Annotated in this window: 20 protein-coding genes; 15 read left to right on the plus strand and 5 right to left on the minus strand. The window is 34.9% G+C overall.

What is annotated here, in order from left to right:
• Window positions 1–43 precede the first annotated feature (43 nt).
• Window positions 44–1,240: a DUF362 domain-containing protein gene (locus NTHER_RS01745; RefSeq protein WP_012446803.1), complete on the plus strand. Its 1,197-nt coding sequence runs from the start codon at window positions 44–46 to the stop codon at window positions 1,238–1,240.
• Here the strand turns inward: NTHER_RS01745 and NTHER_RS01750 are convergent.
• Window positions 1,202–2,347: an aldo/keto reductase gene (locus tag NTHER_RS01750; protein ID WP_012446804.1), complete on the minus strand. Its 1,146-nt coding sequence runs from the start codon at window positions 2,345–2,347 to the stop codon at window positions 1,202–1,204. The two genes, NTHER_RS01745 and NTHER_RS01750, sit on opposite strands and share 39 nt — an antisense overlap.
• Before the next feature lie 158 nt (window positions 2,348–2,505).
• On the opposite strand from NTHER_RS01750, the gene NTHER_RS01755 reads away from it, so the two are divergent.
• From NTHER_RS01755 to NTHER_RS01775, 5 genes are all read left to right on the plus strand, one after another.
• Entirely contained in the window at window positions 2,506–2,712 is a 207-nt protein-coding gene (locus NTHER_RS01755) for a cold-shock protein (RefSeq protein WP_012446805.1), read from the plus strand.
• Between the two features lie 186 nt (window positions 2,713–2,898).
• The gene (locus NTHER_RS01760; protein ID WP_012446806.1) at window positions 2,899–3,624 is read left to right on the plus strand and encodes a DUF421 domain-containing protein; all 726 of its coding nucleotides are present in this window, start codon (window positions 2,899–2,901) and stop codon (window positions 3,622–3,624) included.
• Window positions 3,625–3,869: 245 nt separating this feature from the next.
• Window positions 3,870–4,541 carry a TetR/AcrR family transcriptional regulator gene (locus tag NTHER_RS01765; RefSeq protein WP_012446807.1) on the plus strand — a complete coding sequence of 224 codons (672 nt, stop codon included), beginning with the start codon at window positions 3,870–3,872 and terminating at the stop codon, window positions 4,539–4,541.
• Complete coding sequence (locus NTHER_RS01770; RefSeq protein WP_012446808.1) at window positions 4,510–5,418, plus strand: ABC transporter ATP-binding protein; 909 nt, start codon at window positions 4,510–4,512, stop codon at window positions 5,416–5,418. Before NTHER_RS01765 ends, NTHER_RS01770 begins: the two co-directional genes overlap by 32 nt.
• On the plus strand, window positions 5,408–7,012 hold the full coding sequence (locus NTHER_RS01775) for an ABC transporter permease (protein ID WP_012446809.1): 1,605 nt from the start codon (window positions 5,408–5,410) through the stop codon (window positions 7,010–7,012). Before NTHER_RS01770 ends, NTHER_RS01775 begins: the two co-directional genes overlap by 11 nt.
• A 135-nt stretch (window positions 7,013–7,147) precedes the next feature.
• On the opposite strand, the gene NTHER_RS01780 is transcribed toward NTHER_RS01775, so the two are convergent.
• Window positions 7,148–7,459: a carboxypeptidase-like regulatory domain-containing protein gene (locus tag NTHER_RS01780; protein WP_012446810.1), complete on the minus strand. Its 312-nt coding sequence runs from the start codon at window positions 7,457–7,459 to the stop codon at window positions 7,148–7,150.
• A gap of 129 nt (window positions 7,460–7,588) precedes the next feature.
• Here NTHER_RS01780 and NTHER_RS01785 point away from each other — a divergent pair, with 129 nt between their 5' ends.
• Window positions 7,589–10,381 carry a YheC/YheD family endospore coat-associated protein gene (locus NTHER_RS01785; RefSeq protein WP_238526132.1) on the plus strand — a complete coding sequence of 931 codons (2,793 nt, stop codon included), beginning with the start codon at window positions 7,589–7,591 and terminating at the stop codon, window positions 10,379–10,381.
• Between the two features lie 210 nt (window positions 10,382–10,591).
• Here NTHER_RS01785 and NTHER_RS01790 read toward each other — a convergent pair whose 3' ends face one another.
• The 3 genes from NTHER_RS01790 to NTHER_RS01800 are packed head-to-tail and all read right to left on the minus strand — an operon-like array spanning window position 10,592 to window position 12,887.
• Entirely contained in the window at window positions 10,592–11,326 is a 735-nt protein-coding gene (locus NTHER_RS01790; RefSeq protein WP_012446812.1) for an ABC transporter ATP-binding protein, read from the minus strand.
• The gene (locus NTHER_RS01795) at window positions 11,319–12,023 is read right to left on the minus strand and encodes an ABC transporter permease (protein WP_012446813.1); all 705 of its coding nucleotides are present in this window, start codon (window positions 12,021–12,023) and stop codon (window positions 11,319–11,321) included. Before NTHER_RS01795 ends, NTHER_RS01790 begins: the two co-directional genes overlap by 8 nt.
• Before the next feature lie 27 nt (window positions 12,024–12,050).
• Complete coding sequence (locus tag NTHER_RS01800) at window positions 12,051–12,887, minus strand: ABC transporter substrate-binding protein (RefSeq protein ID WP_041366819.1); 837 nt, start codon at window positions 12,885–12,887, stop codon at window positions 12,051–12,053.
• A 223-nt stretch (window positions 12,888–13,110) separates the two neighbouring features.
• Here NTHER_RS01800 and NTHER_RS01805 point away from each other — a divergent pair, with 223 nt between their 5' ends.
• The 8 genes from NTHER_RS01805 to NTHER_RS01840 all read left to right on the plus strand — a co-directional run bounded on the left by NTHER_RS01805 (window position 13,111) and on the right by NTHER_RS01840 (window position 19,916).
• Window positions 13,111–13,461: a winged helix-turn-helix domain-containing protein gene (locus NTHER_RS01805; protein ID WP_012446815.1), complete on the plus strand. Its 351-nt coding sequence runs from the start codon at window positions 13,111–13,113 to the stop codon at window positions 13,459–13,461.
• 460 nt (window positions 13,462–13,921) lie between these two features.
• Entirely contained in the window at window positions 13,922–15,067 is a 1,146-nt protein-coding gene (locus tag NTHER_RS01810; protein WP_012446816.1) for a molybdopterin-dependent oxidoreductase, read from the plus strand.
• Window positions 15,068–15,102: 35 nt separating this feature from the next.
• Window positions 15,103–15,654 carry an ECF transporter S component gene (locus NTHER_RS01815; RefSeq protein WP_012446817.1) on the plus strand — a complete coding sequence of 184 codons (552 nt, stop codon included), beginning with the start codon at window positions 15,103–15,105 and terminating at the stop codon, window positions 15,652–15,654.
• A gap of 27 nt (window positions 15,655–15,681) precedes the next feature.
• On the plus strand, window positions 15,682–17,229 hold the full coding sequence (locus NTHER_RS01820) for an alkaline phosphatase family protein (RefSeq protein WP_012446818.1): 1,548 nt from the start codon (window positions 15,682–15,684) through the stop codon (window positions 17,227–17,229).
• Window positions 17,222–17,734: a molybdopterin-dependent oxidoreductase gene (locus NTHER_RS01825; protein ID WP_012446819.1), complete on the plus strand. Its 513-nt coding sequence runs from the start codon at window positions 17,222–17,224 to the stop codon at window positions 17,732–17,734. The genes NTHER_RS01820 and NTHER_RS01825 overlap by 8 nt, the downstream gene beginning before the upstream one ends.
• The gene (locus tag NTHER_RS01830) at window positions 17,731–18,417 is read left to right on the plus strand and encodes an energy-coupling factor ABC transporter ATP-binding protein (protein WP_012446820.1); all 687 of its coding nucleotides are present in this window, start codon (window positions 17,731–17,733) and stop codon (window positions 18,415–18,417) included. The genes NTHER_RS01825 and NTHER_RS01830 overlap by 4 nt, the downstream gene beginning before the upstream one ends.
• A 76-nt stretch (window positions 18,418–18,493) precedes the next feature.
• On the plus strand, window positions 18,494–19,180 hold the full coding sequence (locus tag NTHER_RS01835) for an energy-coupling factor ABC transporter ATP-binding protein (protein WP_012446821.1): 687 nt from the start codon (window positions 18,494–18,496) through the stop codon (window positions 19,178–19,180).
• Window positions 19,146–19,916: an energy-coupling factor transporter transmembrane component T family protein gene (locus NTHER_RS01840; protein WP_012446822.1), complete on the plus strand. Its 771-nt coding sequence runs from the start codon at window positions 19,146–19,148 to the stop codon at window positions 19,914–19,916. Before NTHER_RS01835 ends, NTHER_RS01840 begins: the two co-directional genes overlap by 35 nt.
• Window positions 19,917–19,921: the final 5 nt, after the last annotated feature.

Genomic DNA, 19,921 nt, shown 5'->3' on the forward strand with positions numbered 1-19,921 from the left:
AATTTTAAAGATAGCTTAGATAACTTTTTGGGAGGAATTGATCTTGGAAAATAAACTTGTAAAAGTTGGTATAGAAAGATGTTTAGATTACAAACATGAACAACTTAAATCAACCGTCATCAAAACCCTTAATTACTTCGGTGGATTAGAGAAATTAGTTAATCAAGGTGATAAAGTCTTACTGAAAGTTAATCTGTTGAGCCCTAAAGAACCAGAACAAGCAGTCACTACCCACCCACAACTTGTGAAAGTTATTTGCGAACTAGTTAAAGAACTAGGAGCTAATCCCATAGTAGGTGATTCATCCGGTGGTATGACCAGTAAAGGCTCAAGGACGAACAGGGCTTTTCAGATTAGCGGTATACAACAGGCGGCTGAGGAAGCGGGTGCGGAAATTGTAAATTTTGATGAAGCTGGCTCTGTAGAAATGACTTCTCAAGTCCAAGGTAATACTTATCAATTCTATGTAGCTCAACCTGTTATAGAAGCTGATGTTATAATCAACCTGCCTAAACTAAAAACCCACGGCCTGACGTATTTCACTGGGGCAGTTAAAAATATGTACGGAGTTTTACCTGGGAATCAAAAGCGGGATTTACACAGAAAATATCCAGATACCGATGAGTTCTCACGCTTATTATCTGTTTTATACGATACGGTCAAACCTGATTTGACAATTATGGATGGAATTTGGTCTATGGAAGGAAATGGTCCTTCGGCTGGTACTAGAAAAGACTTGGGTTTAATTTTGGCAAGTAAAGATGGAGTGGCCCTTGATGAAGTAGCGTGTAATATTATCGGCTTTCGTCCACTACAAGTAAAAACTACCAGGATGGCACAAGCATTGGAATTTGGAACGGCAGATTTAGGTCAAATTAGTTTGCCTGACAATATTTCTAAATATCGCGTTGATAATTTTCAATTACCTGATACCAGGTTTGTTGAAATGGTACCATCCTGGCTGACTCGAGCTGTAATTAACCAGTTAAGAACTGTCCCTCAAATAGATAGTAATAGCTGTGCTCACTGCGGTATCTGCCAAAAAAGTTGTCCTGTTGATGCTATTAAAACACAACGAAGCACTAATGGAGATAAAAATCTCTATACTATAACACCTGATAATTGTATTGAATGTTACTGTTGTCATGAACTCTGTCCTGAAAAGGCTGTAAATATTGAATTTCGCGGAAAGCTAGGAAAACTAATTAATCGCTTGCAATTCTTTATGAATTTTATTTAGCCAGCTTCTGATGTGTATATCTTGTGGGCACTCCTGTTCACAAGCTCCACATTCTATGCATCTTCCTCCATCTCTTTCTCCGTCGATTAATTTTTGATAAGTCTGTTTGGCTTTGTCTTGATCCTTAAATAAGTGCAGCTCATTGTACAGGTTGAAAATCGATGAAATTGGAATGTTTTCCGGTTCGCAGGGCAGGCAATATCTACAATCAGTACACCCTATTTGAATTCGCTCCTTATATATTTCTTTAACATCTTCGATGGTTTTAAGTTCTTCTCTAGTCATGCTATTGGGATAAGTATCTGTAGCTATGGTCATATTTTCTTTTAACTGTTTAAAGCTATTCATTCCGCTCAATACAGTGGTGACTTCTGGATAGTTTAATACCCAACTTAAAGCCCATTGAGCGGGAGAACGATTCTCGTTAACTGAGTTAAACAAGTTATTCGCTTCATGGGGAAGGTTTTGGCCCAGCCGACCACCACGAAGAGGTTCCATAATAGCTACTCCGACATCATTTTGGGCAGCATATTTGATTCCTTCTATACCAGCTTGATGATACTCGTCCAGATAATTAAATTGAACAAGTGTTAATGGCCAGTCGTAAGCATCAATGATTTCTTTAAATAATTCGGTACCGGCATGAAAGGAAAAGGCAGGATATCTTATTTTACCTTCCTGTTTAGCTTTGTCTAGCTTGGTTAATAAATTAAATTTATTTGTTTTTTCCCAGTTCACAGGATTCAAAGCATGTAAGAAATAGAAATCAATCCAATCTGTATTTAGTTTTTGAAGTTGTTCATCCAAAAATTTATCGAAATCCTCTTCACTTTCCATTTTGGGTACAGGTAACTTGGTGGCTAGATAAACTTTATCTCGATAACCATTTTGTAATGCTTTTCCTACTACTGTTTCACTATTGCCTCCATGATATGGATATGCAGTATCGATAAAGTTAATATTATTGTCTATGGCGTGACGGAGCAATTTAATGGTTTGTTCTTCGTCAATATTTTCGTAGTCATTATTGTGGATAGGGAATCTCAAACATCCGAAACCCAAAGCAGATACAGAAATGTTTAATTTGGGAATTGTTCGAAATTGCATAATTATTCCCTCCTGATATTTTAAAATTTGTTCTAAATGGTCCCATATATATTTTGATTCTCTAAAATTTCATGATTTTCCTTTGAAAATGTATTATTTTAGCTTTTTTGGTTAAGAGTAAGTAACAGAACACTGGTTAAGGAGGAAAGTTAATAACGATGAGAGGAACTGTTAAATGGTTCGATCCTAAAAAAGGTTATGGTTTTATTGAGAAGGAAGATGATGGAGAAGATGTTTTTGTCCACTTTTCAGCCATTCAACAAGAAGGCTTTAAGACCCTAGAAGAGGGTCAAAAAGTGGAGTTTGAAGTTACCCAAGGGGACAAGGGACCCCAAGCTGAAAATGTTGTAGTCATGGAAGGTTAGATGATCTAACCGGCAGTAGGACAGGAACAAGCTGTCCTACTGTTTATTTTTATATCGATTGTATTAAAGCTTGAATGTTGATAACTGTAAAATTTCAATTTTACAGCTCAACAACTAAATATAACAGCGACAATAATAAAAGAATTATAATTTGTAACACCAACGAGATCAGGAGGGTTATTAGCTTTGGCTTTAACCATATTTCTCAGAACTGTTGTAATATATTTCACCATATTATTGATTATGAGGATCTTAGGTAAGCGTGAAGTTGGTCAACTGTCTACTTTTGACCTGGTTGTTTCAATCATGATTGCCGAGATTTCCGTTGTCACTATAGAAGATGAAACCATGCCCATTTATATCGGTGTCATTCCTTTATTTACTTTAATGAGCTTAGAAGTTCTTTTTGTCAAATGGGGGCTGAAGAATAAACTCGTGCAAAAGTTGATTACTGGGACCCCTAGTGTGGTTATTGAAAGGGGTAGAATTTTGGAAAATGAGTTGCGGAAAGTCAGGTTTGATTTAAATGACCTAATTTCTCAGCTTCGTCAGCAGAATGTACACAATATTAGAGATGTGGAATACGCTATAGTGGAGCCAAGTGGGCAGATGAGTGTTATCACCAAAAGTGATAAACGACCGGTGACTAGACAAGATTTAAATATTCAAACATCCTTTGACGGTATCCCGGTTCACTTGATCATGGATGGGGAAATAGAATATGGGCATTTACAAGAACTTAATTTATCCGAGGAATGGTTAGTAAGTGAGCTAAACAAGCGCGGTTTTGACTCTCCTCAGGAAATTTTTTATGCGTGTTTAGATACCCAATTTAATCTATATGTAAGTCCTATGGATAAATACGCTTATAAACAAAAAACGCCGCCTCCTTCCTCCTCATCATCTTCTTGACTTAAAACAAGTTAGTAGAGATAGAAAAGTTGCGCTCTCCTCAGGATAACAGCTAGTGATAATTTTGTTACCTTGAGGGGAGTTTTGTTTGTTTTTAAAATTAATATAAATTAGTTGACCAATATGGTCGATGGTGATATACTTATATCAATCAAGCTAGACCAATGTGGTCAAAAAAAGTGAAATTTATTAGAACAATTTAGAACAATTCGTGTAATCTAGAAAAATATCCTTAGGAGTGATGCATGGTGACAGAAAAATTTACCAATATAGAACCGGAAAAACAAGACCGAGTTATAACTGCTGCTTTAAAAGAGTTTTCAGAACATGGGTATGAAAAAGCTTCTACAAATCGAATAGTTAAGCAAGCGGGGATTGGCAAAGGTATGCTGTTCTACTATTTCAAGAATAAAAAGGAACTTTATTACTATTTAATTGATTATTCCATAGACTATGTGACTAATGAGTACCTCGGCCATATTAATGAAAATGTAGTTGATTTTATAGAAAGATATAGACAGATCGCACAAATAAAAATGAAAAAATATGCTGAAAATCCTCACGTTTTTAATTTTTTGGGTTCAATTTATATAAATAAAGATGTTAAATTACCACAGGAACTACAAAAGCGCTTTATTGATGCAAGAGAATATGGTTATAGAGTACTATTTAGAAATGTAGACACTTCTTTATTTCGCCAAGATATTGATTCGGATAAAATCCTAAAACTTATTTACTGGACTCTTGAGGGTTATGAACAAGAGATACTCAAGAAGTTGGAGGGCCAGAAATTATCACAAATTGATTATGAACCTTATTGGGATGAATTGGATCAGTATTTAGATATATTGAAAAAAGTTTATTATAGACAAGAGGGGGGTAAAAATGACCATTTTGATAGCAGACAATATTACTAAGAAGTTTGGGAAGTTCACTGCTCTAAAAAAGGTTAACCTGGAAGTTAAAAAAGGTGAAATATTTGGTTTCATTGGGCCGAATGGAGCGGGTAAGACTACTACAATTCGTATTTTATTGGGAATTTTAAAGGCAACTGAGGGTGCAGCTACTATTTTTGGAAAAGATGCTTGGAATGACGCAGTAGAACTGCATAAGAGAATTGCGTATGTTCCTGGTGATGTAAATTTGTGGCCGAACCTTACCGGGGGAGAAGTTATTGATTTGTTTGCCAAACTTCGAGGTTCGCTGAATAAAAAACGTCGGAAAGAATTGATTGATAAATTTAATCTAGATCCTAGTAAAAAATGTAGGACCTACTCTAAAGGCAATCGTCAGAAAATTGCTTTGATTTCTGCTTTTGCTTCAGATGCAGATTTGTATATACTTGATGAACCTACGTCAGGCTTAGATCCTTTAATGGAGCGAGTTTTTCAAGAATGTGTAAACGAAGCAAAAGCTGCTGGAAAAAGCATCTTTCTATCAAGTCATATACTATCCGAGGTTGAACGGTTATGTGATAGAGTGAGTATCATTAAAGAAGGTGAAATTATAGAAGCGGGTACTCTAGATGAACTACGTCATTTAACTAGAACTGATGTCATGGTTGAGACCAAGCAAGCTATACCATCAACATCTCTTGAAGGTTTCGATGGAGTTCATGACATTCAAGAACAGGGCAATAGACTATCTTTTCAGGTTGATTCAGAGAAATTGGGAGTTGTCATTAAATATCTTAGTCAATTTGACATAATCAAATTGGAAAGTGCTCCACCTAAATTAGAAGACTTGTTTATGCGCTATTACAGTGAAGATAGGGTGAGTTCTGATGGCAGATAAAATGTATAGTAATACAGGTCAACTTGTACGTTTTATATTGCGTCGTGATCGGATTAGTATTCCAATATGGTTAACAGCAGTTATTTTAATTTCCATGATTACTGCCCAAGGTTTTGTTGAGTTATATCCAACCGAACTAGAACGACAGGCTATTGCACAAACCATGAGAAACCCTGCTATGACAGCAATGGTAGGTCCAGGTTATGGCTTAAATAATTATACTATCGGAGCTATGATGGGACATCAAATGCTACTGTTTACGGCAATTGCCGTAGCAATTATGAATATTTTATTTATTATCAAACACACCAGGGCTGACGAAGAAGAGGGTAGGATAGAAATGATTCGCTCCCTACCCGTTGGAAGGCTTTCCAATGTTTTAAGCACTATAATAGTTTCTTTTGGAATAAATGTTATTTTAGCCCTTTGTTTAGGTTTTGGACTATTTGCTTTAGGTATTGAAAATATGGAATTAGAAGGGTCACTACTATACGGGGCAGTAGTCGGGGTGACTGGGATGATTTTTGCAGCCTCTACCACTTTATTTGCCCAGTTGTCCGCAAATACCCGGAGCACGATTGGACTTTCTTTTGGATTTTTGGGTCTAGCTTATCTTGTTCGTGCTATTGGTGATGTGAGCAATGAAACCCTATCTATGTTCTCTCCTTTAGGTTGGGTGTTAAGATCAGAAGTATATGTAAATAATTACTGGTGGCCTATATTACTAACTTTAGCAGCAGCTTTTGGAATCGTAGCCTACTCCCTGTATTTAAATTCAATTAGAGATTTGGGAGCTGGTTTTATACCGGCCAGGCCAGGTAGAAGGAAGGCAACACCTTTTTTACTAAGCCCTTTAGGCCTAGGGTTGAGACTGCAACGTACTAGTATAATTGCTTGGGCTATTGGGATGCTAGTTTTAGGTGCATCTTATGGCTCTGTTTTCGGTGATTTAGAAGCCTTTTTCACTGACAATGAAATAATGCAGCAAATTCTGCCTCCCGGACAGGGTCATACTTTAACGGAACAGTTTTTGACCCTTTTAATGGTAGTGATTTCAATATTAAGTACTGTACCAGCTTTAATGATGATCTTGAAATTAAGAGGAGAAGAAAACAAGAATCGAACAGAAAATCTCTTGACTCGAGCTGTTTCACGAAATCAATTAATGGCAAGTATGTTGGTGATTTCACTTTTTACTGGCTTCATTATGCTTTTACTTGCTATGCTGGGTTTATGGTCAGCAGGAACAGTAGTAATGGAGGAGCCTATTCCATTTTATACTGCCTTTAATTCTGCCATGGTATATTTACCTGCTATGTGGGTTATGATTGGAGCAGCAGTACTACTGATTGGTATTTGGCCTCAAGCTACAGTATTAACTTGGTTGTATTTAGGTTTTTCTTTTTTCGTGGTATATCTGAGTGGTATATTACAACTTCCCGAATGGCTGGCTAAATTGTCGCCCTTTGGCAATATTCCACAACTGCCCGTAGAAGAAATGAATTATTTTAGTGTTATAGTGATGACGGTATTTGCACTTGTTTTAATGATAGTTGGATTTAAGGGATATAATAATCGAGATATACAGGGATAAGTAGGACGGCCGCACTTAGCTAGTTCAACAACTAAATATAATAGCGACAATAATTTAAAAATAAAAATTCCCGCCTATAGCCTATAGGTGGGAATTTTTATTTAAATATAAACTACCTAAGTACTTTAATTAAACTTACTTGTAAAGGTTGAAAGTGCATGATCCATTAGCCCATACCTTAATTGTGTAATCACAATCGGGATGTAAAGGTCCAAAAATAAACTGTCCACAATCATCTGTAAAAGTACTGTAGTACGGTTCAACCTTACAAGGATCATAATTTAAGTCTTTAAAAAGTAATACTACAGCATCTTTTATCGGTTTATTATCTTTATCAACTACGACTCCGTGGATTATAGCTCTTTTTTCATCATGAACTTTGATATTGACATTGAGTTGTTCACCTTCTTTAGCCTGTAAATTTACCCTTTTCATTTCATGACCCAATAATTACACCTCCACTCAGGAATTTTATTCAATATAATACTATGTCATTTTTAATCAAGAATTGATTATTAACTTCACTAAAATATATATTAATACATTATATGTTGTAAGGAGGTGAATAACTTGTCTATGATTCCAGTAACAATAATGACCAGCAATGAAAATGTTATTTCAATATCTGATAAAGAAAATATAATTTTAAAAAGCTTAGGGGAAAAGAAAACCGATGTTCAGCTAATTGCTGGTAACAGAACCTGCTGGATTAAGCTAAAGCTTGTTTCTAAAAAAGGTTTTGATAATATTTTTTATATGACAGAATCAGTGAAAGAAGAGTTAATGTTATCCGATTCCTATCAATTAAATTTGAAACTAACTGAACAAGGCCTTGAATTAGGTCCTTTTTTGGGTGTTTTAATCAGCGAAAGTAAACACGAAAAACTAGTGATTGGTGACTTTGATAGTATATACTCGAATTTTCAAAATTGGATGGCACAAAAAAATGGACTAATTTACTTTTTTACTCTAAAAGATATTGATATAAATAATCTAATAGTCACAGGACATTATTGGGATAAAGATTCAAACTGGTCACAAAAGAAATTTCCTTTTCCTAAAGTAGTATATGACCGTTGCTTTGGATTAGAAGGAAGGGCTGATTCGTACAAACTAAGGTCCTTAGTAAATACTCATGGTCTTAACACATTTATTTATAACTGGCCTGTTAAAATTGGCAAACTGGAAACATACGAATCTTTAAAAACATTCCCCTATTTAAAAGGAGTAATTCCGCCTTTTATAGATTACTCTCGAGAAAACCTGCAAAAATTTATTAATGACCACAAGGCCATCATATTAAAACCGGATAAAATGTATAAAGGTAAAGGAATTGCTTCATTAGAAAAAAAAGACGAAAAATATATACTAAAATACAGTTTAGAAGATGAAACTAATGAATCAGATAACGATCAAATCAAGCATGAATTTGAAGATCTAGATTCAGCTATACAAAAAATCAATGAAATTTTAGATATTTCTAGGGGGTATGTAATTCAAAAGAAAATAACCTTAGGGACTTTCTTAGGGAATAATTTTGATATTAGGGTGATGTTACAACGAAGACATCGTTATAAATGGGAGGTAACGGGAATAAATGCTCGTATTTCACCAACTGATAGTATAATTACAAGTCCAAGAAGTGGTGGTAAGGTAATAGCTATAGATAAACTGCTTAAAAGGGTATTTCCAGGCAAAGAGGAGTACGTAAAAAATAGGATAATATCTGTTTCCAAAAGAATTGGCACATCTTTAGAAGAAAAATATGGGTTTATAGGAGAGCTAGGAGTTGACCTGGCATTAGAAGCTAATGGAGCTATTTCATTAATAGAAGTGAATAGTAAACCCTTAAAAGTTAGTTTTAACAGATTAAAAAATAAAGGGCTAAAAAAGAGAATCAACCAAATCCCCATACTTCTAGGGTGTGAATTATCAGGGTTTGACCCAGCTAAAATTCATCCAAAACAAAAATTGACCTCTGAATACAACAAAAATGATGTCTTTCAATTTAAGAAAAGTCCAAATAAAATTATTGGAAATGAATTAGAGTATCCGCCAATATATTTGAATAACTATCAAATAAAATTATTTAAGCTAAATGAATACGATAAAGTAGAAGTACAAATTGGACAAAAGAGTGAGGAAATGATAGTTAAACAACAAAATTTTGATAGTGATCCAAATTTTGTTTATCTTGATAGTAAAGCTTACGAAGATTTTGCTATTCCAAGCAATACCTTAGTAAAGTTTATTGCTAAAAAAGGATCCAAACTCCAGTTTGGTATAACAATGGGGATCACTATTTCATCAACTACATTTAAATTCTTAAAAAGCAACGAACAGGGTACAGAATTGGATGAAACCGTACATTTAGCAAGTCAATACGGTGTTATGTTTTATTGTATTGATTTAGAAAGTATAGATTGGAATAAGCAAACCATTAAAGGACTATATTATGATATAAATTCGCAAAAGTGGAGAGAATCTCAGTTACAGTTTCCTCAAATCCTTTATGATCAAGCTACTTACCCCGGTGAACCTGTTAGAAGACAGACTATAAAGGAGCAAAATCAATCATTAAGACAAAATCTTAGTGAACTAGAAGCAATTAATAATAAGAGGTTTTTTGGTAAATGGGAAACATGGGATAGTGTCAACTTTTTTGAAGAATTGAAACAACATTTACCAGAGACTAGAATACTAACTTCAAACAATTTGCATGAAATGTTAGCAAAATATCAAATGATATATTGTAAAAGTAATTATGGAAGCCATGGTACAGAAGTTGTTAGAATTTATAATTATAATCATGGGTATTGCTGCGAAATAGGGGGGAAAACAGTAGAAACTTGGACTTTTTTAGATAAGAAGGTACTAATTAAATTTGTAATTGAACTTGTAGGAGAGAATGGAATTGTCCAACAGCCTGTTTATTTGGCTAATCTAAATGGCCGCCCCTTTGATATGAGAATTCTAGCTCAGAAGGATCATTCTAACAGTTGGAGCCTTACGGTTATTTCAATTAGGATAGGTCAAAAAAATGCAGTTATAACTAATGTTGCCGGTGGGGCTGATGAGCTGATTGTTGTTCCAGGAGATAAATTAGCATACCCAATCCCTGGTTGGGAAATCCTTCACGAGTTTACTACCAAAATATGTGATGCTATAGAAGCTTCTTTTGGAATGCAAGGGGAGATTGGACTTGATGTAGCGGTGGATGTAAATCAACAGTTATGGTTAATTGAAGCAAATAGTAAACCAGATATAGCTGGTTTGAATAACGTAATGCCACAAATAGATTATAGAAGAATTTTATCTATGCCTATACTTTATGCTACTTACCTTTTAGATCAAATGGAATATGGTTAATGGAACTGTTAATGTCCGGTATGGGTACAAAATCAGCTAAAAATTAAAGTTTTCTTTTAAAGTTAGACTTTAAATCATGATAGAACGTAAACTGGCTGAGGTAGCAGTTAATCTGCTGCCTCGGTTATTTTTTTATCTTGTGTTATAAGATTTGTGAAAATCCTTTCTGCCTCGAGTTTATGAAGTTATCATATTGGCAAAATAATTAAATTAATATACAAGATCTCCTGATAAAAATTGTTTTGTAACTTTATGCTTTGGATTAGTAAAAAACTCGTCTTTATCGTTTATTTCCACTATTTTACCTTTATAAAGTAAACTGACTTTAGTTGCCAGTCTTTTAGCCTGAAATACATTATGAGTGACCATTACGACAGTTGCATTAAATTCATTTCTATAGTCTGCAATCATGTCTTCAATGATTTTTACATTGGCAGGATCTAAGTTTGAAGTTGGTTCATCAAGGAGTATTACTTCAGGATTAAAAATTAACGCTCTGGCTAATGATACTCTTTGAGCTTCTCCACCTGATAATTTATCAGCTCTTTGATTTTTTAATTGTGTTAACCCTAGTTTATTAATGATTTTTTCTACTCTTTGGGAATCATAGTTTTGCTTTCTGATTTTTAGAGGATAAATAATATTTTGATATACTGAACTAGTCATTAAATAAGGCCTTTGAAAAACTGTGGTAACTTTTCGTCGAGTATGCAAATCAGGTAAGCTGTCCTTATTATATACCTTACCTAGAAAATGTACTTCTCCACTGTCAGTGTGTTCAATAAAATTCAAAATACGCAGTAATGTACTTTTCCCTGCACCGCTTGGACCAACTAAACCTAAAATTTCACCTTTACGGATAGTTAGGCTATCGATATCTAGCACAGTTTTATCACTATAGGTCTTAGAAATATTTTGTAGATTATATATCACTTTATCAGTCACGGCCAATCAACTTCCTTTTTTGAAAATGTAGCATGATAAAATTAACAATGAAAGTTATAGTTAAAAGAATTAACCCAAAACTCATGGCAAGTCCAAAATTACCTTGTCTTGTTTCTAGAACAATGGCAGTTGTAAGGACCCTGGTTTTACCTGCAATATTTCCTCCCACCATCATAACTGCACCAACTTCTGATATAATAGCCCCAAAACCTGCAATAACAGATACTAAAACTCCGAGTCTTGCTTCTTTAACTGTTGCCCAAAGGATTTGACGTCTAGTAGCTCCGAGAGCTTTTAGTTGGAGCAAAAGATTTTGATTAACTCCCATAACGGCAGTCATAGTGAAACCTGCTACTAATGGAAAAGATATGACAGATTGAGCAACAATCATGGCTCTTGTCGTATATAACCACTCCAAGGAACCAAAAGGGCCAACATTTGAGAATAAGATGAAAACAAATAAGCCAATGACTACGGGTGGAAAACCCATGCCAGTATATAAAAGAGCAACCACCAGATGTTTACCAGGAAAATTAGTCAAACCAAGAAAAGCACCTAATGGTATCCCAATTATGGCAGCAATTAAAAGAGCTATTCCTGATACCATCATTGAAACTGAAATTATATTCATCACATAAGGGTCAAAACTGATTAATAACTCTATAGCTTCTGAAAGTCCGGATATAAATGCATCCATATTGTCCCTCCATAAAAGTATGAGTGTCTAGTCGGTATTCGGAAAAAATAAAGGTTGGCCGTACTCTTCAATTCCAAACTCGGAAATTTTTTGCTGAATATCATCTCTCACAAAGAATTCTACCAGCTCATTAGCTGCTTCGTAATTAACATTTTCATGGGTGTCAGGATTTACTGGGATAATTCCGTACGGGTTTGTAAGCATATCATCATCTTCAAAGACAATTTGGAGATTTTCTATACTATCTTCCATAGAAAGAAAAGTCCCTCTATCTGAAATACTATAAGCTCTCATTTCGTTAGCCGCAATTAAAGTATCTCCCATACCTTGACCTAAGGAATCATACCATTCTTTTCCCTCAATGTCTAATTGGAACTCTTCCCAAAGGGTGGTCTCTTTTACATGAGTCCCAGATTTATCTCCTCTTGAGCTAAAGGTGGAATCTCCTTCTTTTCCTATCTGATAGATTAAAGACATTGCTTCGTCTAAATCATTGGCTTCTGAAACTTTCGCTGGATCCTCTGTAGGTCCCAAGATCACGAAATCATTGTACATTACAGGAAAACGTTCAGTCCCGTAACCATCGTTAACGAATTCTTTTTCCAGTTCCTTTGCATGAACAAGTAAAATGTCCGCATCACCACTTCGTCCAATTTCTAAAGCCTGTCCAGTCCCAACAGTTATAACATCCACTTCATAACCTGTTTCGTCTCCAAAGATTGGCAACAATTCATCTAATAATCCCGAATCTTCAGTACTGGTTGTAGTTGCCATAGTTAATACCGATGTTTCATCTTCAGAACATCCAATTAAAGTTAGAGTTAATGTTAATCCCAAAATCAAAGCTAGTGTTTTTTGTAACATGATTGTAATCACCTCATTACTATAAGCTAACGCTATGTCGTGACAAACATAGCGCATGATAATTATTCTATATAAAAATTTAAAATCCTGCAATTTTTATAATTAACTATATTAAAATTTTTGTAAAAATATGTTGTAATGATAAACTAGATCAACAAATTTTTGGAGGATACTTTTTGTTAATTGAATTGATCACATGATATTATATACTAGGGGTGTAAAAATGAAAATTAAATTTAAGCTTTGGGTAGAAAACAATGATGGTGAATTGATAATTGGGGAAGGTTTACTTAAATTACTTTTAGCAATAAAGGAAACAGGTTCTATAAGTAAAGCTTCCGAAAAACTAAATATGTCATATCGCACAGCGTGGGGAAGATTAAAAAAAGTAGAAGATAGACTTAACTGTAAATTGATTGAGAAAAAATATGGTGGGGAAAGTGGTGGAGGGACTACTCTTACTGAAAAAGGAGATATACTGCTAAAAAACTATGATGAGCTATACCACAAAACTGAGAATTATGTACAAGAACAATTTGAGGAATTTTTAGATTCTAATTTTTTTAAGGACTAGAATAATAACTCAAATAAATTTTTTTGAGCGAATTAAAATTTTATTCTTCCTTAAGGAAGGAATTCTTATAAAAATATTGAAAATAGATATATATAGCGATATGTCAACACAGACATAACGAGCCCCCTTTTTATTAATATGGCTGTATTAAATTGAACGTTGATAACTGTAAAATTTCACTATTTATCCTTGAATAAGATCAGCAAATAAGCAGCATGTTATTTGCTGATCTTGTCCTCTGTTTACTTATCATGTTCACTCGTTAAGAGTACTGTCAAATCCGAATAATCCGTCAATTGAAAATTTACAGTATCAACAATAAATATAACAGCTCCATTAATACAAGCCATTATTAAAGAGAGAGTTTTTTTGTTTTTCGCTATGTACAACAAAACATATCGCATGGTATAATAAGTTACAAATATAACAAGCGTTCTATTTATGAAGGGAGAGGATTCAAATGTTTAAATTATTTAAAAGTTTTGTTAAAATGTTTGTCATTTTATCTTTGTTAGTTGTTTTAACTGGATGTGGAGGGGAAGATATGACTGATCAAAAAGAGGATAGTGCAAATGGAGAAGTTGCCGATGAATACCCGGGAGAAAAGGATGTAATCACAATTGTTTGTGAAGAAGATGGAGAGTTTGAGTTTAGCGTAGAAGAGTTGATGGAGCTAAAATCAGTAACAGAAGACATAGTTAGAACAGATGATGACGGTGAAATCGAGGATGAGTATCCAATTAAAGGAACATTATTTAAAGATCTATTAGCATTAATAGATAAAGACAGTGATAATTTAGATGCCATTAGATTAACAGCCGGTGATGGTTATTCAGTTAAAGTACCAGATGAAATTTTAGAGAATAGGGATGTTATTCTTGCTTATGAAATTGATAATGAACCCTTGCATGAAGATACAAGACCAATTAGGGCATTTATTCCTGAAGAAGAAGCAATGTATTGGGTTAGTAATCTGGTAGAGATAGAGTTAGTTGGCTATGATGCTGAAATTAGTGACCAAGAAGCTTCTACACTAGAAGAAATTAACTTTTTAGAGACTTTGGTATTAGAATTAGATGAGATTGATTATGAAGGCGAAGATGAAGGTAAAGCTGTTAAAACATCAGACTTATTTTCAGATTTAGATACAACCCAGGACGTCTACTTACTGGCTTCAGATGGATTTGACAAAAATGAAGAGTATAAAACTTTTATCGATGCTTATATTTTAACCGAAGGAGATAACACGCCTGCTTTTAGGTCTCCAGAACTCCCTCGGGGGATGCATGTTAGAGACCTAGTTTGGATTTTAACAGGTGAAACTGGCTTCTTCTCAGTAGAACAAGGAATGGAAAAATTTGAAGAGATGTCAGTAGAAGATGATACGGGTGTATCTTTAAAAGATTTAGTGGACAAGTTTGGCCTTTCTGAATCTGACAAATATGAACTTGAGGCAATTGACGGATATTCCGTGGAAATAGATCGTGAAGATTTATCTTCAGGTATTGTTTACATTAGAGATAGTGGAGAAGTTTCATCAGCTTTTGATGGGCTTCCAAGAAGTAAAGCCGTAAAAGACCTATTATCTATACGACCAGTAAAGTAACTATTAGAAAGTAGTTTAGTGAAAGGTGGGATAGAATGGCTGCAATTAATACGATACTAAAAAGATTTTCCATATTTGATTTAATCGTCATATCTTTGATGGCTGGTTTGGGACTTGCTACAAAACCCGTTATTGTTCCTTTAGCCCATATTATTACAGGGCCCTTGTTCATACCTGGTGGTGTTGTGGCCGGTGGTTTTTACATGATGTGGATTGTAATAGGTGCAGGTCTTGTAGGTAAGTTAGGGACAGCTACATTAATTGCAGCTGTTCAGGCTATAGTCATCATGGCAATTGGTTTTTTGGGAACCCACGGATTTATGAGCCTATTCACATATATATTACCAGGTCTAGCAGTAGATTTAATATTCTTAGTTTCGAGACATAGAGGATGCTGTATTGGTTGTTGCTTTGTGGCCGGGATAGCTGCCAATATTAGCGGGACTTTTCTGGTAAACCTGGTCTTTTTTAGGCTGCCCTTTATTCCATTGGTACTAAGTTTATCGGCAGCTTCTTTATCTGGAGGACTTGGAGGAATTATAGCCAACGCAGTAGTAAAACAGTTTAAAAGTAAACTTCAGATATAAGCTGACACAAGTATAAGGAGGGATTCAATGCTGATATTAGACAAAAAAATAAACTGGAATATAAAACGGTATAAAAAACTTGTTGTTGTTGTCATTATTATTCCAATTATTTTCTCTCTATTATTTTTAGGATGCAGTAGAGATGACACTTCTCAAGAAGAGAGTAAGGACATTGACTATATACAACCTTTAGAGATAGTAGGTGATGTAGAAGATTTTGTTTCGATTGAAAATATAAATGATATATCTGACACTGTAAGCCTCGAACACAGAGAAGAAGAATTAGAAGCATTACCATTAAATAAGCTGCTGGACAAATCACAACCTTATACTGAAGATTTTAAGGTTCTTTATGTTAGTCATGACGGATTCAGTGCCTCTATATCAAGTGATAATTTAGATGAATGTTATATTGCATTTACGCAGGAAAATGGTTGGGAAGCTATCAATAATAACCACCCCGTAAGCAGCAATATCAAGGATATTGAAAGTATTGCAGTGGTTGCTAATAATTTATCCCTTGAAGATGGCTTCAATATCATAAAACCAGGAGAAAATATAACTAGCATTTCTCCGGGTGAGATATACAAAAATGGATATCATGTTTCAACTATGTACAGAGGGAGTTCAAGTGTGAGTCAAAATGGTGAAGACTTAGAAGCCAGTACTTTTAATCGAAAGAAAATAATTGATATTGAGAACTACGTAACCCTTGATGATAGCGATGAAATTATTGTAGTTGGAAAAAAAGGTGAAGTAGAAAATTATCGACAAGATGGTACCTTTGTTCTTAATAAAAATAATATTGGTTATATGGCTGGAGATGATATAGAAATCGATCAGGCTGCAGGAATCGTATTAGACCCCCCTGACAAAATGATTACAGAGGTTTACCATGATTCCAAGGAGCTGTTAACCCAAGATGAACAAGTACTGCTTATTTTAATAGACGGCTTGGGTTATCATCAGTATGAATATGCAATCGACAATGGGTATGCGCCATTTTTAAAGGAACTCCCTGCTCCAGAGAAAGCCATGGTGACATATCCCCCGGTAACACCAGTTAATGTGGCATCATCTTTAACAGGAGAGCTTCCTCATATTAATGGTGTATACAAAAGAGGGATTAGGCGCACAGAAGTTCCTACAATTTTTGGATATTGTGAAGATCACGGGAAGAAATCAACGGCTATTATAGGTCCTAAGGGAACAATAGAGTTGGAAATTGATCCAATACTATCTATGGATGGGAACGATGATGGGAGTACTGATTATGAAAAAACTGAAAATGCTTTAAATGAAATGTCAAAAGACTATGATCTAATGTTTGTTCACTACAAAGATGTTGATATAGTTGGACACGATTATGGCGATATGGCTGAAGAGACTATGGAAGCTATAGCCTGGAATGATAAACTTGTAGAAGAACTGGTAACCACTTGGGAAGGTAAAGTAATTATCTATGCCGATCATGGCATGCATGAAACCGAGGAAGGTGGAGATCACAATTCACTAATGACTGAAGATATGTTTATGCCTTACTGGAAATTTGATGGAGGTGAAATTAATGACTAAAAAGGTTTTAGCTGCAACGGCGGTACTTATTGTAATAGTGGTGGTATTTGCCTATTTAAATGCTGCAGAAAGTGAAGACAGGTTACAAAGTCAAAGGGAAGCTGAAATTTATCTAAAATCTGATGGAGAAGATATTGCCACTGTAGAGTTTGAGGATATTTTAGAACTCGATGAGCATGAATTTGAAGAAACTTTAAGAAGCAGTGATAGTCCTGATAGGGATAATATGTATACTGGTATTTTAATGAAGGATTTAATTGAGGAATATGACATTTCTTTATCAGACTCTGAACAGGTTGTAACTAGAGCCGCTGACGGCTATACCGTTGCCTTAACCCCGGATGAGGTACTTGATGAAGAAAATGTATATATTGTGTACAAAGTTAACGGGGAACCCCTTTCACCAAAAGAAGAAGGAGGATCAGGTCCTTATCAGGTAATTATCCGCCAGGATGAGTTTGGACAGCGGTGGAATAAATTTTTAATGGAGATTGATGTAAATTGAGTTTTCCTGTCGAGATAAATAATCTTGGCTTCAGGTTCCCCAGTAACAGCAGTGATTTATTACAAAATATCAACCTAAAGGTCAAAGAAGGAGAAGTACTGGCAATTGTAGGCCTTAGTGGATGCGGGAAAAGTACCTTGTGTTACTGTATTAGCGGTATTATTCCTTTAATAAAACAAGGAGTTATGGAAGGGGAAGTATTAATTAATGGTAGATCCACACAGGAATTAAGTTTATCACAAATAGCTACTAATTTGGGGATCGTTTTTCAAAATCCGGAAACCCAGTTGTTTTCACCTACCGTTGAGGATGAGATTGCTTTTGGACCAGAAAATTTATGTTTTGCAAGAGATGCAATAGAAAAAAGGGTTGATGAATCCCTTAAAAAAGTAGGAATGGAACAACAAAGATACAAAAATCCTCATCATCTTTCTGGAGGACAAAAGCAATTAATAGCTCTAGCCTCTGTTTTAAGCTTGAATCCTAAAATACTAATTTTTGATGAAGCCATGTCCAAATTAGATCCTGATGGTAAAAAAATGATCAAAGATTTAATTATTGATCTAAAGAATGAAGGAAGAACAATTATTATGGTTGAGCATGATATGGCTAATCTAAATATAGCTGATAGAGTGAAACTTTTAGATGGTGGGAAACTGACTGATTTTACAGGAAGTTTATAACTTAAGAACCAGTCGTCACGTATTCTAGTGACTTTAGTCATGAGAGGTTCAAAAACTCTAATAGGTATTGTTAGGGGTGATAAAGCTGATTAGAGTTGATAATGTAAGCTATAGTTATAATGGTACAGAACAGGTTTTAGATGGGATGAATTTGACTCTTTCTGATGGTAAATTGACTGCTTTAATAGGTGCTAACGGAAGTGGTAAAACCACCCTGGGAAAATTAATGGCGGGGGTTTTACAACCAACTTCAGGACAAGTATTAATTGACGATAAAGATACCAGAGAAATGTCCCTCGGAGAAATTGGAAAAAGAATAGGTTATCTATTTCAAGAACCAGACAGACAAATATTTGCTCCAACTGTGGAAGAAGAGCTGTCCTTTGTATTAAAAGTCAGAGGGTTCTCAGATAATGAAATAAGTGAATTGGTAAATGACATGTTGTCCTTGTTTCACCTGGATCATTTAAGGTCTAGTTTTCCCTTTTATTTAAGTAAGGGAGAGAAACAGCGCCTTGCTCTAGCCTCAATACTAATTAATAAACCTGATTTTTTAATTTTAGATGAACCAACAACAGCTTTAGATATAAAACGTAAGTCTGAACTTTTGGAAATATTAAAGAAGCTTTTAGATAACGATGTTGGTATGCTGATTATAAGTCATGATTACGAATTTGTTACTCAATATGCTGATAGGATTATTAAGATAGCTGGAGGTGAGATTATTAGTGACACACGAACAAGTGCAGAACAATCAATATGATCCCAGGACTAAACTATTTATAGTAATGTGTCTCTCCAGCTTGGCAGTGTTTCTAGAAGATTTAGTATTGATGACAGGAGTGTTGATTGTAGCCCTTGGTATATCATTTTATTTCCAGAGTGAAGTTCTAAAGGCAATTTATAAGCTCAGAAAATTTTTGTGGATTTTTGTTGCCATGGTTTTTATTCAAAGTATTTTCACCTCTGGAGGAGAAGAGTTATTTAGTATCGGTGATATTACTGTTCTTTCCTCCTTAGGGGTTACCAGGGGTATATCCATAATTCTCAGGATTATGATTATACTTGTATCAGCCACTATTATGGGTACTTCCAGCTCAAGGGATATCGTTCAAGGTCTCTATCAATGGAAAATTCCTTATGAATTAGCGTTTATGGTTGCCATAGCAATAAGATTTTTGCCATTGTTAAAAGAAGAAGCAGTTGATATAATCACTGCTATTCAGTTACGAGGACTAGAATTAGAAAAAGTCCCATGGGGCAAAAAAATTAAAATTTATTCCTACCTGATAATGCCAATGATATCAAGTGTTATCGTGAAATCCAGGGAACTGGCCATAGCCGTAGAAATGAGAGGTTTCAGAGCTTATCCAACTCGGACAAGTTATCGGGTATTACATTTATCTATAAAAGATTATGCAGTGATGTTTTCTGCAGGTTTGATAACTGCAGCTATATTATCAATTTATTTCGGGGACTTTATTAACTTAGCAGGGTAAGGGGG

This window comes from Natranaerobius thermophilus JW/NM-WN-LF (assembly GCF_000020005.1).
GTDB classification, from domain to species: Bacteria; Bacillota; Natranaerobiia; order Natranaerobiales; family Natranaerobiaceae; genus Natranaerobius; species Natranaerobius thermophilus.

Coding starts and splice junctions, on each gene's coding strand:
- NTHER_RS01795 (WP_012446813.1), bottom strand. CDS start 12,023: ATGGATGCATTTATATCCGGACTTTCAGAAGCTATAGAGTTATTAATC.
- NTHER_RS01800 (WP_041366819.1), bottom strand. CDS start 12,887: ATGTTACAAAAAACACTAGCTTTGATTTTGGGATTAACATTAACTCTA.
- NTHER_RS01815 (WP_012446817.1), top strand. CDS start 15,103: ATGGCTGCAATTAATACGATACTAAAAAGATTTTCCATATTTGATTTA.
- NTHER_RS01765 (WP_012446807.1), top strand. CDS start 3,870: ATGGTGACAGAAAAATTTACCAATATAGAACCGGAAAAACAAGACCGA.
- NTHER_RS01825 (WP_012446819.1), top strand. CDS start 17,222: ATGACTAAAAAGGTTTTAGCTGCAACGGCGGTACTTATTGTAATAGTG.
- NTHER_RS01770 (WP_012446808.1), top strand. CDS start 4,510: ATGACCATTTTGATAGCAGACAATATTACTAAGAAGTTTGGGAAGTTC.
- NTHER_RS01785 (WP_238526132.1), top strand. CDS start 7,589: ATGATTCCAGTAACAATAATGACCAGCAATGAAAATGTTATTTCAATA.
- NTHER_RS01750 (WP_012446804.1), bottom strand. CDS start 2,347: ATGCAATTTCGAACAATTCCCAAATTAAACATTTCTGTATCTGCTTTG.
- NTHER_RS01820 (WP_012446818.1), top strand. CDS start 15,682: ATGCTGATATTAGACAAAAAAATAAACTGGAATATAAAACGGTATAAA.
- NTHER_RS01775 (WP_012446809.1), top strand. CDS start 5,408: ATGGCAGATAAAATGTATAGTAATACAGGTCAACTTGTACGTTTTATA.
- NTHER_RS01805 (WP_012446815.1), top strand. CDS start 13,111: ATGAAAATTAAATTTAAGCTTTGGGTAGAAAACAATGATGGTGAATTG.
- NTHER_RS01755 (WP_012446805.1), top strand. CDS start 2,506: ATGAGAGGAACTGTTAAATGGTTCGATCCTAAAAAAGGTTATGGTTTT.
- NTHER_RS01810 (WP_012446816.1), top strand. CDS start 13,922: ATGTTTAAATTATTTAAAAGTTTTGTTAAAATGTTTGTCATTTTATCT.